At 59.7% G+C, this 17,624-nt stretch carries 12 protein-coding genes; 7 read left to right on the top strand and 5 right to left on the bottom strand.

Annotation, left to right across the window (positions count from 1 at the left end):
- Positions 1-154: 154 nt before the first annotated feature.
- The 4 genes from ACQZ5F_RS02625 to ACQZ5F_RS02610 all read right to left on the bottom strand — a co-directional run bounded on the left by ACQZ5F_RS02625 (position 155) and on the right by ACQZ5F_RS02610 (position 9,804).
- Positions 155-3,853, bottom strand: a complete 3,699-nt coding sequence (locus tag ACQZ5F_RS02625) for an AsmA family protein (RefSeq protein WP_448731000.1) — start codon at positions 3,851-3,853, stop codon at positions 155-157.
- Positions 3,854-3,944: 91 nt separating this feature from the next.
- Positions 3,945-5,357 (bottom strand): FAD-binding oxidoreductase, encoded by a 1,413-nt coding sequence (locus ACQZ5F_RS02620; protein ID WP_225339147.1) that lies wholly within the window; start codon positions 5,355-5,357, stop codon positions 3,945-3,947.
- A gap of 134 nt (positions 5,358-5,491) precedes the next feature.
- On the bottom strand, positions 5,492-8,641 hold the full coding sequence (locus tag ACQZ5F_RS02615; protein WP_080841956.1) for an efflux RND transporter permease subunit: 3,150 nt from the start codon (positions 8,639-8,641) through the stop codon (positions 5,492-5,494).
- Positions 8,638-9,804, bottom strand: coding sequence for an efflux RND transporter periplasmic adaptor subunit (locus ACQZ5F_RS02610; RefSeq protein ID WP_225339146.1), 1,167 nt, complete (start codon positions 9,802-9,804; stop codon positions 8,638-8,640). Before ACQZ5F_RS02610 ends, ACQZ5F_RS02615 begins: the two co-directional genes overlap by 4 nt.
- 226 nt (positions 9,805-10,030) lie before the next feature.
- Here ACQZ5F_RS02610 and ACQZ5F_RS02605 point away from each other — a divergent pair, with 226 nt between their 5' ends.
- From ACQZ5F_RS02605 to ACQZ5F_RS02595, 3 genes are all read left to right on the top strand, one after another.
- A complete protein-coding gene (locus ACQZ5F_RS02605; protein WP_225339145.1) occupies positions 10,031-10,441 on the top strand; it encodes a carboxymuconolactone decarboxylase family protein in 411 nt (136 codons plus the stop codon).
- Between the two features lie 102 nt (positions 10,442-10,543).
- Positions 10,544-13,018 (top strand): ATP-dependent helicase, encoded by a 2,475-nt coding sequence (locus tag ACQZ5F_RS02600; protein ID WP_225339144.1) that lies wholly within the window; start codon positions 10,544-10,546, stop codon positions 13,016-13,018.
- 105 nt (positions 13,019-13,123) lie between these two features.
- Positions 13,124-13,936 (top strand): glycosyltransferase family 25 protein, encoded by an 813-nt coding sequence (locus tag ACQZ5F_RS02595; protein WP_225339143.1) that lies wholly within the window; start codon positions 13,124-13,126, stop codon positions 13,934-13,936.
- Positions 13,937-14,109: 173 nt separating this feature from the next.
- Here the strand turns inward: ACQZ5F_RS02595 and betI are convergent, their stop codons facing one another.
- Entirely contained in the window at positions 14,110-14,709 is a 600-nt protein-coding gene (gene betI, locus ACQZ5F_RS02590; protein WP_225339207.1) for a choline-binding transcriptional repressor BetI, read from the bottom strand.
- A 101-nt stretch (positions 14,710-14,810) separates the two neighbouring features.
- Between betI and choX the strand changes: the two genes are divergently transcribed.
- The 4 genes from choX (at position 14,811) to ACQZ5F_RS02570 (ending at position 17,610) form a co-directional block, all read left to right on the top strand.
- Complete coding sequence (gene choX, locus ACQZ5F_RS02585) at positions 14,811-15,743, top strand: choline ABC transporter substrate-binding protein (protein WP_225339142.1); 933 nt, start codon at positions 14,811-14,813, stop codon at positions 15,741-15,743.
- Positions 15,740-16,573: an alpha/beta fold hydrolase gene (locus ACQZ5F_RS02580; RefSeq protein WP_225339141.1), complete on the top strand. Its 834-nt coding sequence runs from the start codon at positions 15,740-15,742 to the stop codon at positions 16,571-16,573. The genes choX and ACQZ5F_RS02580 overlap by 4 nt, the downstream gene beginning before the upstream one ends.
- Before the next feature lie 132 nt (positions 16,574-16,705).
- Positions 16,706-17,188, top strand: a complete 483-nt coding sequence (locus tag ACQZ5F_RS02575; RefSeq protein ID WP_225339140.1) for a DMT family transporter — start codon at positions 16,706-16,708, stop codon at positions 17,186-17,188.
- The gene (locus ACQZ5F_RS02570; RefSeq protein ID WP_225339139.1) at positions 17,185-17,610 is read left to right on the top strand and encodes a DMT family transporter; all 426 of its coding nucleotides are present in this window, start codon (positions 17,185-17,187) and stop codon (positions 17,608-17,610) included. The genes ACQZ5F_RS02575 and ACQZ5F_RS02570 overlap by 4 nt, the downstream gene beginning before the upstream one ends.
- Positions 17,611-17,624: the final 14 nt, after the last annotated feature.

Below are 17,624 nucleotides of genomic sequence, written 5' to 3'. Positions count from 1 at the left end.
GTTACCTGACACCCCTCCTCTGACTTGACCCGAAGTTTCGCAACCGGGCGCGACGATGGCCATAGATCCCGGGAAAGGGAAGGAACCCGTTTTAGGGTGCCAGCCTCCACATCCTGCAAATCTGAAGGCGATCCACCTCCACTTTTCAAACAAGCTATGGATTGGCCGGCGCGTTTTCCGGCGCCAGGTCGCGGATCGCATTTTCCGTCGGTGGCACGACCAGAATCGGCGCCGATTGCCGCTCGGGCACGGGTTGCTGCTGTTGCTGCAGCAACCGCTCCTGCTGTTCTTTCTCCTGGCGAAGACGCTCCTCGGCCGCAGCCTTCAGCCGCGCCTCCTCTTCCGCCTTCGCTTTGGCTTCCGCTTCTGCCCGTTCCTTTTCAGCCTGCCGCTCAGCCGCCTGGGAGCGGTAAAGCGCCACTTCGCGGCGCAGGCGCTGCTTTTCAAGAACGCTGGCCTGCATGGCCTCCACCCGACGGCGCTCCTTTTCGAAAGCCCTGAGCGACAGGTAATTGCTGAGTGTCGAAACATCGATCGTCAAAGCCGGTGCCGCCAGCGGGCCATTATAATTCAGGCGTAGAGACGGCTCGGCTCCGGCAACCGCTTCGGTACCGGGATTAAAGAGAAGATCGAGATCGCCATTCAAGGTCGATGCGGCAATATCCACCGTCGCATCACCGGCAAGCGTCACCGGATCAATCCCGGCGCGCAAATTCTGGAAATGAAGCGCACCACCATTCAGCGAGAACGGCAGGGCCACATCGCCAAGCCCGATTTCACCCTGCCACAGGTTCTGGTCCACCAGCGGCCGAACTTTGGGCGCATCGATAGGCTGCTGCAAACCATCCGCCGCCTGCAGGATCGGCGGCAGCGCGGCGGGATTGAGCCCCTTCAGCACCAGCCCGCCGGCACGGATTTCACCTGAACCACCCGCCGACTTCAGAATTTCGCCGACACTCTTGCCGGTCGATTCAGCCGTCAGGTCGATGGCAATTCGGCCGGTCGCCACAGGCCCATTGGCGTTCGCCCACAGGATAGGCTCCGGATTGGCGTCGGTCACCGCGATCTTGGTGCGGAAAATCCCGGCCCCTTCACCCGTGGACATGGCAAGCCGGCCGGTCAATTTGCCGCCCATGAAGCCGCCCGTGACCTCATCGAGCGAAAGACTGCCCGAATCATGCGTCACCTTGGCCGCCAGCCCCGTGATCGTGCCGAAGGGACCCGCTTCGAAGTTTTCCGCCTTCAGCGACAGTGAGGCCTTGAGCTGTGGGAAAGCCGCCATGGCCAAAGGCTTGGCATTGAGCGCGCCATTTTCCGGGTCAATCACCGGGCCGTAGATCGCATCACCCAACCAGGCGAGATCGGCGGTCCTGACCGACAGATCACCGCTGACGGGATAAGGCGCGGCGCGCTGAACCGCGAGATCGCCGGAGAAGGGATTGCCACCCACCTGCCCGCCAACCGAGGAAAAAGCGATCTTCTGCGCATCGACCGCCACTTTCGCATTGGCCTTCACAGCCATGCCACCGCCGAGTTGCGGCAACCCTACCGCATTCATGATGAGATATGGCTCGATATCAGCACTTTCGAGCGCCACATCCGCGCTGCCCTCACCGAAATTGGCGGCAGCAACGGCAAAGGAGCCACTCATCGAAAAATGCGTACGCTCCGTTGAGAAGCGGATATCGGTCTGGGCCGGCGAGCCGAGCGTGCCATTGAGCTTGACGGACAGAAGCCCCTCGCCATCCGCATCGAACGGCAGCGGATCAAGCCCCGCCTGCCCGAACAGGATCGCCGTCGACTGGTTTTTCAACACCGCTTCCAGCGACATCGCCGTATCATCGGTGATCGACAGGAAATCCGGCATCTTGGCAACGGCCGACAGGCGGCTGCCATTGACGGTGCCTGACACGGCCACATTGGCCCCGCCATTTTCACTGTTCACCGAAACATCTACGGCAAGATCGGAATTGGCGTACCAGGGCGCGCTGGCGGCCAGACGGCTGAGGAAGGGGTGGTTGGGCAATTTCTGCTGCAACATGGTAAAGAACGGCTGCATATCCGGAGCATGCAGGTTTACCGTGCCCTTGCCCGCATATTTCAGCAACGAACCCTGCAACTGCCCTCTGGCCTTGACCTCAGCGCCGGCAATATCGCCGGCCGTCATGTTTTCAAGCGTCAGAACACCACCGGCCATGGTGAAGGCGGTCTCGACATGATTTGCGGTCACGCCGGCCATGTTGAACCGGTCGGCCTTGAACTTGGCGTCGATGCGATGATCGAGAACCGAGCTTCCGACCTGATCGCCCAGCGCCAGACTACCGAGCGCCTTCAGCGCATCGAGATCGATTTCATTGCCGGCAAGATCGATGGAGAGATTGGAAGTCTTGCCATCCGAGCGCCGCTCCAGCTCGCCCTTCAGCGAAGCGTCGCCGATGGCAAGCTCGAGATTGTTGAAACGCTGGTTGAGCGTCGTCAGCGAGACATCGGCGGAAAAACCGGCCGCATTCAGCTGCCGTATCGCCGGATCGACCGAGCCGGAAAGCCAGTTCGCCAGCCCCGACGGCTGGTTGGATGCAACAAGCAGATTGCCGTTGAAGGCCGGGCCGCCAAGCAATGTCAGCGAGCCCTTGGCTTCCAGCTGCGTCCTGCCCGGCAGCGTCGCAACCGCATTCACCACCTGCCAGCCGCTGCCATCAGGGCGCACATCCAGCCTGATGTCACGGATGGTCGTATCGTCGGAAACCAGCGCGGGAAGGCTGATGCTGGCCTTGCCCGGCACCTGCGGCACCGGAATGCGCGCCACCATGGCCGCAAAGGCCTCGATGCGCTGGCGCACAGAGACGGTGGGCTGGCGCGAGGTCTTGCCCGTTTGTACGACGGGTGGCGCAAAGCGGGCGACATCGATCTGCTGGCCATCCGCCGTCAGCAGGAATTCCGGCTTCGCACCGGTATCCAGCGTCGCCTCGCCGGTCACGACGTAAGGGTTTTCGCTGCCGCCGAGTTCCATGCGGTAGCTCGATATGCGCACGCTTTCATTGGTCAGTTCGAAACTGCCGCGTGTACGCGGCGAGGAAAACAGCGACTGTCCGGCCTGTTTCTGCTTTTCATCTTCCCGGAAGCTGAAAGCAAAGGAACCGCTATAGGCAGGCTTTCCCGCCGTTGCAGCAATCGCGCCGTCCAGATCGACCTCGACCGGATGTTCATCCGGCACCACCCGCACCCTGAGCCCCATGCGGCCAGCGGCATAATCGGGTTCGCTGCTGGAGAGGGAGAAAGAGCCCGGATGCCCGTCAACGGCAGCACGCCCTTCCGCCTTCCACGGCCCGGCCAGCGAATTGGCGGACATGTCGGCGTTAAGGCCGGTCACCACACGGTTGCGGCCGGATTGCTCATCGATGAATTCGATCTGCCCGCCTTCGATCTGCACGCTTTCCAGAACCACGGTGCGGGCGGGAATTTCCGCCCGGCTGCCACGCATCCAGTCCAGCGTGCCGTCCTTCAAAAGCCTGATCTTGGCCTTGGGCTCCTCTATGCGCATGTCGAAGATGCGCGCCTCGCCGGAAAGGAAAGGCGCAAGCTCGGCATCCATGGAAAAACGCGCAACCTGGATGAGCGGCGAACCATCCGCATCCGTTCCGGCGCGCACATCATGCAGCGTTACCGAAGGGAACGGCAGGATACGCGCCTCGACCCGGCCGTGCACCACCACCTTCTTGCCCAGAATGCGGCTCGCCTGATCTTCAAAATCGCGACGGAAATCCGTCCAGTCGACGAAATAGGGAATGAGCAGCGCCGAAAACAGCACCAAGGCCAGCAGTCCGCCCAGAAAAACCAGAATACGCCCGAGCACTGACCTGCATCTCCCTTCGCGAACGCTGCAAACCTATTCTTTTCTGCCTTAACGGCAAGCAGCCTTTTGTACCAATCAAATGTGAGAATGATCAGACAAGCCGGAACAACTTGCCCGGATTGAAAATGTTATCCGGATCGAGCGACGTTTTGATGGCACGCATCACATCCAGCGCATTTCCTGCTTCTTCGGCCAGAAAACTCATCTTGCCTTGACCGATGCCATGTTCGCCGGTGCAGGTGCCCTCCATGGCGATCGCCCGGCGGTTGAGGCGGGCGACAAAAGCCTCGGTTTTCGCGACGCTTTCGGCATCCTTGCCATCGAACAGAATAAGGACATGAAAATTCCCGTCGCCAGCATGGCCGACGATTGGCGCCAGAAACCCGTTTTCAGCAATATCCTGCTGCGTTTCCACCACGCAATCTGCAAGGCGCGAAATCGGCACGCAGACATCGGTGGAAAGCCCGTCAAGATGCGGCGCAAGCGCCCGCGACGCCCAATAGGCATCATGCCTTGCCTTCCACAACTTGTTGCGCTCGGCAGCATCGCCCGTCCAGCGGAAATCGACGCTGCCGCATTCGGCCGCGATTTCGGCAAATTGCTGCGATTGCAGCGCCGCCGTTTCCTCCGTGCCGTGGAACTCCACGAACAGCGTCGGTTTCTCCGCGTAATTCAGGCCGGAATAGGCGTTGCAGGCGCGCACCTGCACCTCATCAAGCAATTCGATGCGGGCAACCGGAACGCCCATCTGGATCGTCATGATGACAGCGTCGCAGGCTGCCTTGATGCTATCGAAGGTGCAGACCCCGCCGGCGATCTTTTCCGGAATGCCCTGCAGCCGCAGCGTGACCGAGGTGATGACGCCGAGCGTCCCCTCCGCACCGACGAAAAGCCGCGTCAGATCATAACCGGCGGACGATTTGCGCGCACGGCGCGCCGTGCGGATTTCCTCGCCATTGGCGACGACGGCGGTGACGGCCAGAACATTATCCTTCATCGTGCCGTAGCGCACGGCATTGGTGCCTGATGCACGCGTCGAGGCCATGCCGCCGATCGAGGCATTGGCGCCCGGATCGATCGGGAAAAACAGGCCGGTATCGCGCAGATGGACATTCAGGTCCTCGCGCGTCACGCCCGGCTCCACCGTCACGTCAAGATCTTCGGCATTCACCTCAATGATGCGATTCATCCGGCTGAAATCGATGCAGATTCCACCGTTGGGCGCATTGACCTGACCTTCCAGCGAAGACCCCGTTCCGAACGGAATGACCGGCACCTTATATTGCGCGCAGACCTTCACCACGGCCTTCACATCATCGGCGCTCTCGGCAAAGACAACGCCGTCAGGCGCCTGCAGGGTCAGATAGGTGGTGGTGTGGCCGTGCTGCTCGCGAAACGCCTGGCCGGTCTGGAGCCTGTCGCCAAGCTGCTGCTTCAGCACCGCGAGCGCAGATGCAATACCCTCTTCGTTCCGCTTTCCCGCCACCACATCTTTCAGCGCCATCATCCATCTCCACCGCAACATCTGCCCGTAACGGAGCAGATCCGTTACGAAATTCCGTCAGGTGGTATGGGGTAAGGTTAACGCTTTGTCCAGCATCGCAATTGCGCCGGACGGTAATTGGCGGCAACCGTTTTTTATTCCGCCGCCAGAAGCGGTTTGTCTTCCTCCAGCGCCTTGCGGCGGGCGGCAAGTTCCAGTTCGCGGTGGAGGCGGATTTCCTCATCTGCCTGCGGTTTGGCGAAGCGGGCGATCAGCAGATAGGAAACCGGGGTGATGTAAAGCGTCACCAGCGTCGCAAAACCGAGGCCGCCGACGATGACCCAGCCGAGCGCGATGCGGGCTTCCGCACCCGCCCCTTGCGCCAGCACCAAAGGCACACCGCCGAGAATGGTGGCGATCATCGTCATCATGACGGGGCGCAGGCGGATGCTGGTGGCCTTCTCGATGGCCTCGCGCACGGTAGCGCCCTGATCCCGCAGGTGATTGGCGAATTCGACGATCAGAATGCCGTTCTTGGCCATGACGCCGACAAGCAGCACGAGGCCGATCTGGCTATAGACGTTGAGGCTGGACCCGGTGACCAGCAGCGCGATGACCGCGCAGGCAAGGCCAAGCGGCACCGTCGACATGATGATGACCGAACTCAGCACACTTTCGAACTGCGCAGCCAGCACGAGGAAGATGATGGCGATAGCGAAACCGAAGGTCAGCAACATGCCGCTCGAATTTTCCTCAAGCGTCGCCGCTTCACCGAGCGGCAGCAGGCGGGCGCCGGGCGGCATTACCGATTGCGACAGCTCATTCACCTTTTGAAGGGCCTCACCAAGCGAAACGCCATCCTTGAGGTTGGCGGTGAAGCCGACGGAGGCAAGCTGCTGCTCGCGGTTCAGCTGCGGGGCAACCGCATTTTCCTTGAGTGTGGCAATGACCGACATCGGCACGATCTTGCCGTCGCCCGTTTTCAGGAAGACGTTTTCAAGATCGGTCGGATCGTTGATCGGCCGGGTAGACGATAGCAGCCGTACGGGGATCGCATCGCCATCCACGAAGACGTCGACGATCGAGCGCCCTTCCAGCAGCGACTGCATGGCGCGTGACAGGCCGGTAATGTCGATCCCGAGATCCGACGCACGCTCGCGGTCGATGGAGACGGAGATCTGCGCCTGATTGGGTTCATTGTCGAAGCGCGGCGTGTCGAACAGGCCGCTTTCCTCCATCGAAAGCAGCAATTTCTGCGTCGCCGCCGTCAGCGCCGCATAGTTGCTGCCGACCATCGCCATCTGCAACCCATTGCCGGCGCCGCGAATTCTGAGGCTGTTCGGCTGCATCGCATTGCCGCGCAGCGCGGGCACCCTGTTGGCGGCGGAGGTGACATCTGCGGCGATCTGGTTCTGCGTCCTCTCACGATCTGCCCAGGGGGCGAGCGTCAGCACCATGAAGCCGGTATTGGACGAACCGTTCATGCCGGTGATGGAGTAGATATTGCGGATTTCGCCACTGTCGCGCAGCGGCTGCAGGTTTTCCTCGATCCGCTGCAACTGGTCGCGCGTATATTCAAGGCTGACACCCTGCGGCGCTGTCACCCGCATCATGATCGAGGCGCGGTCCTCGCGCGGCGTCAGCTCATTCTGGATCATGCCGAAGGCGATCCACGACAGGCCGGAGAAGATCAACGCCACGACGATGACGATCAGCGGATTGTTGAGGCAGGCGGAAAGCGTCGACTTATAGGTGGAGGCAAAGACATTACCGAACCAGGCAAGCGGTCCCGTCGGTTCCTTCAGCCCCTCCTTCAGCATGCGCGAAGCCAGCATCGGGCAAAGCGTCAAGGCCACGATCGAGGACAAGCCCACCGCGAAGGCCAGCACGAAGCCGAATTCGCGGAACAGGCCGCCAAGCTGGCCCGGCAGGAAGGAAAGCGGAATGAACACGGCGGCAAGCGTCGCCGTCGTTGCGATAACCGCGAAGAACACTTCCTGCGTGCCGAGAACGGCAGCGGCCCGCGGCCCCATGCCTTCCGTGCGGCGGCGCACGATGTTTTCAAGCACCACGATGGCGTCATCAACCACCAGGCCGGTCGCCAGAACGATGGCGAGCAACGTCAGAATATTGACCGAGAAGCCGACCATATAGATCGCGACAATGGTGCCGATCAGCGCCACCGGCATGGTGATTGCCGGAATGAGTGTGGCGCGCCAGTCGCGCAGGAACAGGTAAAGCACCACGACGACGATAAGCGCGGAGAGTCCAAGTGCCAGCTCAACCTCGTGCAGCGCGCCTTCGATGAAGACGGCGTCATCGCTGGTGATGACGACACGCGTACCATCAGGCAGGTTGGCCGACATGGCATCGACAGCGGCCTTCACGCCCGTGGAAATACTGAGCGTGTTCGACTGCGCCTGGCGGATGACGCCGAGACCGACGCCCTGCACGCCATTGGAACGCAGCGAGGTGGATTCATCATCCGCCCCCAGCATGACGGTCGCGACGTCCCTGAGGCGAATATTGTTCTTGATCAAAAGATTGGAAAAATCTTCGGGCTTCGTCAGGCTGGCCGTGGCGCGCACGACGATATCCTGCGTCGTGCTTTTCAGCGATCCCGCCGGCACGTCGAGGGCCGCACTCGCCAGCGCGTTGGAAACATCGGTGACGGTCAAACCACGGCTTGCCAGCGCCGCCTGATTGAGATCGACGCGAAAAACCTTTTCCTGATCGCCGTAAAGCTCCACATCGGCAACGCCGTCAACGGCGGCCAGACGGTCGATGATTTCGTCATCCACCAGCTTGGTCAGGTCTTCCATGCTGAGCGTGGTCGAGGTGACGGCAAGGCGCATGATCGGCTGGCTGTCGGAATCCGCCTTGATGATCTGCGGTTCGTCGGCATCGTCAGGCAGCTGATTGGTGACGCGGCCGATGGCGTCGCGCACGTCGTTGGCGGCGACAGCCAGATCGACATTGTCGCCGAATTCCAGCGTCACGCGGCTTGTGCCGAATTGCGAATTGGAAGAGATGGACTTGACGCCGCTGACACGTGCCACCGCACCTTCGATGGTCTGCGTCACTTCCTGGTCAATTGTTTCCGGCGCCGCCCCGTCATAGGTGGTCCTGACGCTGATGATCGGCCGGTCGACATCCGGCAATTCGCGCACTTCGACGCCAACCAGCGCGGCAAGGCCGGCGACGACCAGCAGCGTGTTGAGAACCGCCGCCAGAATGGGCCTGCGGACGAACAATGCCGTAAAGGCGAGCTTGGAATCCTTAACCGAAGGCGGCGGTGTCGTCATTGGCTGGCAACCTCCTCGGGCTTCGGCTGATTGCCGACGCGGACCACGCCGCCTTCTCTCACACGTTGCAGACCCTCGATCACGACGGGCTCACCCTCCGCCAGTTCCGCCTTGACGAGAACGGCATCGGGGTTGCGCTGCACGATCTGCACCCGCACCTTGTTCGACTTGTTGTCGGTAACGCGCCAGACATAGGAGCCTTCCGCATCCCACTGCACGGCAAGCGGGTCGACCGAAGCATAGGTTTCCCCGGCAAAACGCATGGTGACGCCGAAGGACATGCCGGCCCTCAGCTCGTCTTTCTCATTGCCGAACTTCGCCCGGATGCGGATCGTGCGGCTTGCCTCGTCAACACGGTTATCGACGGCCTCGATCTCACCCTTGAAAGTCTCGCCGGGCCGGGAAATCGACGTCGCCTCCACCGGCATGCCGACCTTGATCGCGGTTGCGAAGCGCTCGGGAGCCCAGAAATTGACAAGAATTTCGGAACGGTCGTCAATGCTGACGATGGTCGATTGCGTGGTGACGTTGTCGCCGATATTGGCGGCAACGATGCCGGCCACACCTTCGATCGGCGCGACGATGTCGCGACGCTTGAGATTGAGTTCGGCCGTGCTCAGCGCAAGCTTGGCAGCCTCTTCGGCAATCTGCGCATCCAGCACGTCAAGGCGGGAAACGGATTTCAGGTTCTTGTAGGAATTGGATTTTTCAACCGCGCTGCGCAGCGTGACCTGCGCCTTGTCACGCTCGATCACCTGCTCCTCATCGTCGAGCCGCGCGAGCACCTGCCCCTTCACGACGCGGGCACCGGAGGAGGTGCGGATTTCCGAAAGCGTGCCGGAGGCCTGCGGCATGACGACGACCGACTGGATCGCCTCGCCATTGCCAATGGCATTCAGCCGGTCATTGACCGTACCTTTTTTGACGGGAGCCATGACCACCAGAGTGGCATTGCCGTTGCGACGCGCGCCGCCAGCATTCTGGCCCGCTGGCGTGCCGGAGGTTCCGGCACCGGATGCGGCAACCTCGATCGCACCGGCCGGCATTTTGCCAAGCCCGATGGCAGCGAGAACATTGCGGGCTTCGGGCGAATAAAAGCCCCAGAGACAGAGCCCCGCTCCCACCACGGCAACACTGACACCCACCTGTTTCCAGACCCGCATATATTTCTCCGGTTGATCCGCGCAGTAAAATGGAGTTCCAAACCGAACGCCGTTGGAACGTGCAAAGTATTCCCGCTTGCCTTGACGAAGGCAACGCACAAAACCGTTCCTTACATAATTGTAATTTGTGATGAATTTTCGTCGGGACGCATCGCGCAACCGTTTCTGTCGCAAATCTCCGCCGATCGGTTACTCTAAAAGCCGAAAACCATTCCCGGAGGAAGCCATGAGCACGGTGACGAAAGCCGAAAATCCCGAAGCCGACCCACGCGTCAAAGCAGTGTTCGATGATATCCGCACCACCCGCAAATCGGATTTCATCAACAATATGTGGCTATACCTCGCCTTCGATCCCGATCTACTGGAAAACACCTGGGCCGAGGTCAAGGCGGTGATGGCGACGCCTTCGGCGCTCGATCCCTTGGTCAAGGAAATGCTCTATATCGCCGTTTCCGTAACCAATGGCTGCTCCTATTGCGCTCATTCCCACACGGCCGCCGCAAAAGCCAAGGGCATGACCACCGAACAACATGCCGATTTGATGCGCATTATCGCGCTTTCAGCCAAGACCAACCAGCTTGCGGTGGCGCTGCAAGTACCCGTTGACGCTGCTTTCGATGCCGACAGAGGGGCTTGAGACGAAGAAAATGCCTTGGAATAGGCGTTTTGACTGACGATACCGGAATAAAAGCAGAACGCGGTTCTGGCCTTTATATCCCGAATCACTACATTGGGCCGCATGAGCAACAGTTTCGACGATATGCCGTTCTTCGATGAAGAACCCGCCGCACCGCGCAGGGCAACGAACAATGCCCCTTCGGAAAACGGCGGCGGGCTTGGCATTGCCGCCCGCGCCATGGCGGCGCGCGATCAGGCGCGGCCAGCACCTGACTATCTGTCCGGTCTCAACCCGGAACAGCGCGATGCCGTGGAAACGCTTGACGGACCCGTTCTGGTTCTCGCGGGCGCCGGCACCGGCAAGACCCGCGTTCTGACGACCCGCATCGCCCATATTCTGGAGACCGGCCGCGCGTGGCCGAGCCAGATTCTCGCCGTGACCTTCACCAACAAGGCCGCCCGCGAGATGAAGGAGCGTATCGGCGTTCTCGTCGGCGGTGCTGTCGAGGGCATGCCCTGGCTGGGCACCTTCCACTCCATCGGCGTCAAACTCCTGCGCCGCCATGCCGAACTCGTCGGTCTGAAGTCGGATTTCACCATTCTCGATACCGACGACGTGGTGCGGCTGATCAAGCAGCTCATCCAGGCCGAAGGTCTTGATGACAAGCGCTGGCCCGCCAAACAATTCACCGGCATGATTGACGGCTGGAAGAACAAGGGCCTGACACCGCCGGATATTCCGGAGGGCGACAGCCGCGCCTTCGCCAACGGCAAGGGCCGCGACCTCTATACCGCCTATCAGAACCGGCTGAAAACGCTGAACGCCTGCGATTTCGGCGATCTGCTGATGCACCCGATCAGCATCTTCCGCCGCCACAGTGACATTCTGAAAGAGTATCACCAGAAGTTCCGTTATATTCTGGTGGACGAATATCAGGACACCAATACGGCGCAATATATGTGGCTGCGGCTTCTCGCCCAGCGCGCCAAGGGCGAGCCACAGAACGTCTGCTGCGTTGGCGACGACGACCAGTCGATCTATGGCTGGCGCGGCGCCGAAGTGGACAATATCCTGCGTTTCGACAAGGATTTCCCCGGCGCCAAGGTCATCAAGCTCGAGCGTAACTACCGCTCCACCGAACATATTCTCGGCGCGGCCGGCCATCTGATCGCCCATAATGAGGGCCGTCTCGGCAAGACGCTGTTCACCGAACGCAGCAGCCCTGACGATGAAAAGGTCATGGTCCATGCCGCCTGGGATTCCGAGGAGGAAGCCCGCGCCGTCGGCGAAGAAATCGAGCAGCTCCAGCGCAAGAACCACAAGCTGAACGACATGGCCATCCTCGTTCGCGCCTCCTTCCAGATGCGCGAGTTCGAAGACCGGTTCGTCACGCTTGGTCTCAATTACCGCGTCATCGGCGGCCCGCGCTTTTATGAGCGCCTCGAAATTCGCGACGCCATGGCCTATTTCCGCCTCGTCTGCCAACCGGCTGACGATCTCGCTTTCGAGCGTATCGTCAATACACCCAAGCGCGGCCTTGGCGATACGACGATCCGCAATCTGCATGACTATGCCCGCGCCCGCGATATTCCGATGCTGGCGGCCGCGGCCGATATTATAGAAACCGACGAGCTGAAACCGAAGGCGCGCAAGGCGCTGTTCGACGTGGTACAGGATTTCCGCCGCTGGCAGGGCCTGCTGGAAAACACCGAGCATACCACGCTTGCCGAGCAGATCCTCGACGAAAGCGGCTATACCGCCATGTGGCAGGCCGACAAGACGGCGGAAGCCCCCGGACGGCTGGAGAACCTCAAGGAGCTCATCCGTTCGATGGAATCCTTCGAAAGCATGCGTGGATTTCTGGAACACGTCGCACTCGTCATGGACGCGGAACAGAATGCGGAACTGGATGCCGTGTCCATCATGACGCTGCATTCCGCCAAGGGTCTGGAATTTGACACCGTCTTCCTGCCCGGCTGGGAAGAAGGCCTTTTCCCGCACCAGCGGGCGCTGGACGAAGGCGGTCGCTCCGGTCTCGAGGAAGAACGCCGTCTGGCTTACGTCGGCATTACCCGCGCCAAGAAGCTCTGCCATATCTGGTTCGTGTCGAACCGGCGTATCCATGGTCTATGGCAATCCACCCTGCCCTCACGTTTTCTGGAAGAATTGCCGCCCGCCCATGTGGATGTGGCGGCATCCGACAGCAATTATGGCGGTTATGGCGGACGCGGGGGATACGGTCAGTCCCGCTTCGACAAGGCGGAACCCTTCGCCAATAATTATTCCACTCCCGGCTGGAAACGTGCGCAGGCCAACAAATCAGATGCCACCCGCGATAATTGGGGCACACGCTCCGGCCATGCGGTCGAGCGGATTGGTTATGGCGAAAGCGGCCCGCGCACCCGCACGATTGATGGCGAGCTGGTGGCCAAATCCGTTGCCGACACACCATCGAAATTTTTTGTCGGTGACCGCGTCTTCCACCTCAAATTCGGTAATGGCAATATCTCCGCCATCGAGGGCAACAAGCTGACCATCGATTTCGACCGCGCCGGACAAAAGCGCGTGCTGGATGGATTTGTGGAAAAGGTTTGATTCGAACGGTTAAGACAGGTTCGAGACAGCTTTTTCCATAGCCCGCGTCATGCCGTTGCAATAAAGAAATTGCTACACGACAGCGAAAACCGGGCGAGGACCGCTTTGCATATTTTACCGAAAAGCCAGCGCAAGCTTGCCGTTTTCCTGATCAACATGGACAGCGCCACGAAGCGCCTTGAGGATATGACTGCCAGGCTCGACGCCATCGGGCTGCAGGCGGAGCGTATCGCCGGCGTCAATGGCCGCGAACTGAATTATCCGATCCCGGAATTCAGCGAGGTTTCCTACATGCTCATGCATGGCCGGCGCACCTCGCCGCCGGAAATAGGCTGTTATCTCAGCCACGTCGCCTGCGCCAATAAATTCATGGATGGCGACGCCGATGTCGCGCTCATCCTTGAGGACGACGTGGTCTTCGACAATGATTTTCTGAATGTAATCGATGAGGCGGTGCTGAACGGCGGCGACTGGGATCTGTTGCGACTGACGACGGTCAGCAACGGGCGCAAATTCCCGTTTCGTCCGCTTTCCAATGGCCGCTCACTGGCCATTGCCCTGACACGGGAAAAGGGCTCCGGCGCTTATCTCGTCAACCGCCGCGCCGGAAAATGGATATCGAAACTGATCCCCATGCGGCTGGCTTATGATATCGCATTCGATCTGGAATATCTCGCGGGGCTGAAGGGGGCTTTCATCTACCCGCTCTGCGCCACGCAGGATGCGGATGGTGAGAGCCAGATCCAGAACAATCTGCGCATTTACCGCCTGCCGCGCTGGCGTTATTTCACCGTGCTGCCCTATCGCGCCTATCTGGAAACCAGCCGTTTTCTTCTCCGCGGCCTCCGCTTCGCCATCGCCAAGCTGAGTGTCGCGCTGCAAGGCGGCAAGGGCAAGACTGCTCCCGCCGGCAATTAGACAAGCTGGATCATGCCTCGCCGGGCGTAAAGCCGATGAGATAAACCGCGGCGATCACGGCTGCGAGAATGAAAATCGAAATGACGAAAATCGTCATCCGGTTCAATGGCTTGCGCGTTGTTTTCTTCATGGTGGAATAATGCGGGCGTGCCTTTACTGGTTCCCTGCCAATTTCATATCGCCGCAGCGGGTTGTTCACCCGGCAATCTGTGGGAGAGGTAATCCCGCATCTGGTCCATGGCTTCCTGCCTTGTCAAACCTCCCGATTGCAGGCCTGAACGCAGCCACAGCCCGTCGATCAGCGTGGTAATGCCAAGCGCAACGGCTTCGCACTCCTCTTTCGGCAAAAGATGCACCAAAGCGGAGAGAAGGTTGGACCGCATCCGGGCATGGATCACTTTTTGAATACGGGCAAGCTGCGGTTCGCGGGGAACCTCCGCACAAAGCGACAGCCAGGCGTGGCAAATTGACGGCTGAAAGAAGCTTTCGTCAAAATTCCCATCGATAATCGCATCGAGCCGCTCGCGCGGGGTGGTGGCATTGTTGAGGCGCGCCACAACCATCTCCGTCAGCTTTACGTTGGCTTCACGCATCGCATGCTCGAACAATTCCTGCTTGCTGGCGAAATAATGCAGCACGATGCCTTTGGAGGCACCGGCCTGCGCCGCCACCCTTTCAAGCGTCGCCCCCGCCATCCCCTCTTTTTGCAAAACCTCGAACGCTGCCCGCCTCAACTCGGCCCGGCGGATATCGCTTATTTTGGTCAGTCGCATTTCAGTCTCCTTGCAGAGAGAAATATTGACAAGTTTTCCGCAAAGATCAATTATTGCCCAGCGGGTCAATATAATGACCATAAAGACAAAGTGGGTGAGCGATGCAAAAATGGCTTGGATTACTGTCGGCGGCGGCACTTCTGGCGAGCGTGGAGACATCAGCTGCGGAAGCCGAATCGTGCAAGGTCGTGCGTCTGGCCGAGCCGGGCTGGAATGATCTGGCTTTTACGACCGGCATCGCCATGTCGCTTTTGAGGACGCTCGGATACGAACCGCAGAGCCAGCTTCTCGGCATCGACGTCATCTACACCAGCCTGAAAAGCAAGGATCTCGACGTCTTTATGGGATATTGGGATCCGGCGATGGTGAATTACTACAAGCCGTACAAAGAAGACGGATCGGTAGAAAAAGTCCGAACCAATCTGGTCGGCGCCAAATACACTTTCGCGGTCCCGACCTATGTTTGGGAAGCGGGCGTCAAGGATTTTTCCGACCTGCAAAAATTTGCCGACAAGTTCGACAGGAAACTCTACGGCATCGAACCGGGCTCCAATCAGTTGATGCTGGACGCCGTCAAAGACCCTTCGCTGGGCCTTCAGGACTGGGAAGTGGTCGAATCAAGCGAACAGGGAATGCTGTCGCAGGTAACCCGTTTTGCTCGCAACAAGTTCTTCATAGTTTTCCAGGGGTGGGCTCCGCACCCGATGAACAGCAAGTTCGACATCAAATATCTGACTGGTGGCGACAAGTTCTACGGTCCGGACTTCGGTGCCGCCACAGTCGATACGCAGGTGCGCAAAGGCTACCTGCAGGAATGCCCCAATGTAGCCAGGCTGCTCGAAAATCTCGCCTTCGACGTAGACTACGAAAACAAGGGCATGGACTACATCATGAATGGCAGCATGGCGCCGGAAGACGCGGCGACACAGGCCATCAAGGACGAGCCACAACGGCTGGATGCCTGGCTGAAGGACGTATCGACATTCAAGGGACAGGATGGTCTTGCCGCCGTCAAAACGGGGTTCGGCTTATGACATCAGCCTTTTTTGACGATTGGGAGAGGCGCAAGCAGTATGTCGAATTGCCGCTTGGTCGCCGAATAGCGTTCATAGACAGTGGCGGACCCGGCCCGGTGCTTCTGATGTTGCACGGCTTTTCCGACACAAGCCGCAGTTTTTCCATGCTGGAGCCGTATTTCCGTGAATACAGGCTCATTGTTCCGGACTTGCCCGGACATGGAGTCTCTTCCCTCGGACGAGGCCTCAATGTCGCGGATTTCGCCGAAACGATCGATCATTTTCTGACGCTCATGGGCGTTTCACGGATATTCTTGCTCGGCCACTCCATGGGCGCGATGACCGCGATCGAACTTGCCGCCCGGCGCGGTGACGCAATCCGGGCTCTTGCCCTCATTTCGGCAACCGTTGAACCGGATTTTGGTCCGGAAAGTCAGTTGACCAAAGACATTCTCGCTCTTCGAGACCCGATCAGGCCCACCGCAGGTTTTCTTCACGACTGGTACTCCTGCAGTCAGCCAGTGGATTTTGGCTTTCTATCGAAAATGAAACAGGCTGCGGCCAACATGCCCGCCGCAATCTGGCATGGGGTGCTGAGAGGCTTTGCCGACACAAATCTGCATCACAGCGCTTCCAGAATTAAAAAACCGGTATTCTGCATTGCCGGTTCGGAAGACCCTCTCTTCGGAGAAACACATCGTCAACGACTGCACGAAGCCTTCCCCGAGGCTCGAACCATCACCCTTGCTGGCCATGGCCACAATCCACATTGGGAAGACCCGCAGCGTGTATCGGCGCTGATTGCGGATTTTTTTGCCGATGTGATGTCGGACGTCAGCCATTCGTGATGCCGAACGCTAACATGCGGGAGAACGCCGAAGCGTTTGGGAGCCCATGATGTTAGAAACGCCAAACAAATCGATTTCGATTTATAGACCGATACTGTAACGCTTCGTTATATCATCATATTTCGGCCCGTTATGACAGACACGACACATCCCCGCCTTAACCCGCTGCATCTTGCCGCCGCTTTCGCCAGCGGTTGCCTTCTGACCCTGATGGTGCATTTCAACGGCCAGCTTGCCCATTACGGCAGCGCGCTGTTTTCCTCATGGACGGCGCATGGCACAGGTACGGTGGCAGCGCTGATCTATCTGGCCATCATGCGCCCGAAGAAAGACGCGGGCGCACCGGAAAAACCGAAAGCGCCGCTCTGGGCCTATTGCGGCGGGGTCGTGGGTGCGGCCATCGTCGTCCTCACCTCCACCGCCGTCAATTCGCCGCTGGCGCTTTCCGGCACCATCGCGCTGGGTCTCGGCGGACAGGTGATCTTCAGCCTGTTGGCCGATCTTTTCGGCCTCTTCGGCCTGCCGAAACGGCGGCCGGATATGCGGGACATGGCAGCGGTGGCGCTGATCCTCTGCGGCAGCGCACTTATCATTCTTGTCGGGAGAACGGCATGATCGTCTGGATCGCCATGGCCTTTGCCGGCGGCGTCTTCGTGGCGCTGAGCCGCCAGATCAACGGCCGCTTGAGCCTGTCGAACTCACCGCTTATCGCTTCCTTCTGGAACCATATCGTTGGCTTTGTCGTGCTGACCGTCATCGGCCTCATCGTCGGCGGCCTCATTCCGCCTGGCGCGGCTGATGCCCCCTGGCTTGCCTTTATCGGCGGGCCGATCGGTGTTGTCTTCATCGCCTCGGGAAGCTGGCTCATCCCGCGCATCGGCGCGGTCAATACCGCACTTCTGGTCATCAGCGGCCAGATGGTGTCGGGCGTTGTGCTCGATCTTTTCAGCGATCATCCGCCGAAAATCTGGGCAAGCGCGCTTGGCATTCTTCTCATCCTCGCCGGCATGGTGCTGACACAGCGACGCAGCCGTTGATGAAATTCAAATAA

The sequence above is a fragment of the Agrobacterium sp. 22-210-1 genome (assembly GCF_053522525.1).
Note: the sequence above shows the minus strand (reverse complement) of the source record. Positions and strands in the feature narration are given on the sequence as shown.

Coding starts and splice junctions, on each gene's coding strand:
- ACQZ5F_RS02605 (WP_225339145.1), top strand. CDS start 10,031: ATGAGCACGGTGACGAAAGCCGAAAATCCCGAAGCCGACCCACGCGTC.
- ACQZ5F_RS02580 (WP_225339141.1), top strand. CDS start 15,740: ATGACATCAGCCTTTTTTGACGATTGGGAGAGGCGCAAGCAGTATGTC.
- ACQZ5F_RS02610 (WP_225339146.1), bottom strand. CDS start 9,804: ATGCGGGTCTGGAAACAGGTGGGTGTCAGTGTTGCCGTGGTGGGAGCG.
- choX (WP_225339142.1), top strand. CDS start 14,811: ATGCAAAAATGGCTTGGATTACTGTCGGCGGCGGCACTTCTGGCGAGC.
- ACQZ5F_RS02570 (WP_225339139.1), top strand. CDS start 17,185: ATGATCGTCTGGATCGCCATGGCCTTTGCCGGCGGCGTCTTCGTGGCG.
- ACQZ5F_RS02575 (WP_225339140.1), top strand. CDS start 16,706: ATGACAGACACGACACATCCCCGCCTTAACCCGCTGCATCTTGCCGCC.
- betI (WP_225339207.1), bottom strand. CDS start 14,709: ATGCGACTGACCAAAATAAGCGATATCCGCCGGGCCGAGTTGAGGCGG.
- ACQZ5F_RS02615 (WP_080841956.1), bottom strand. CDS start 8,641: ATGACGACACCGCCGCCTTCGGTTAAGGATTCCAAGCTCGCCTTTACG.
- ACQZ5F_RS02620 (WP_225339147.1), bottom strand. CDS start 5,357: ATGGCGCTGAAAGATGTGGTGGCGGGAAAGCGGAACGAAGAGGGTATT.
- ACQZ5F_RS02600 (WP_225339144.1), top strand. CDS start 10,544: ATGAGCAACAGTTTCGACGATATGCCGTTCTTCGATGAAGAACCCGCC.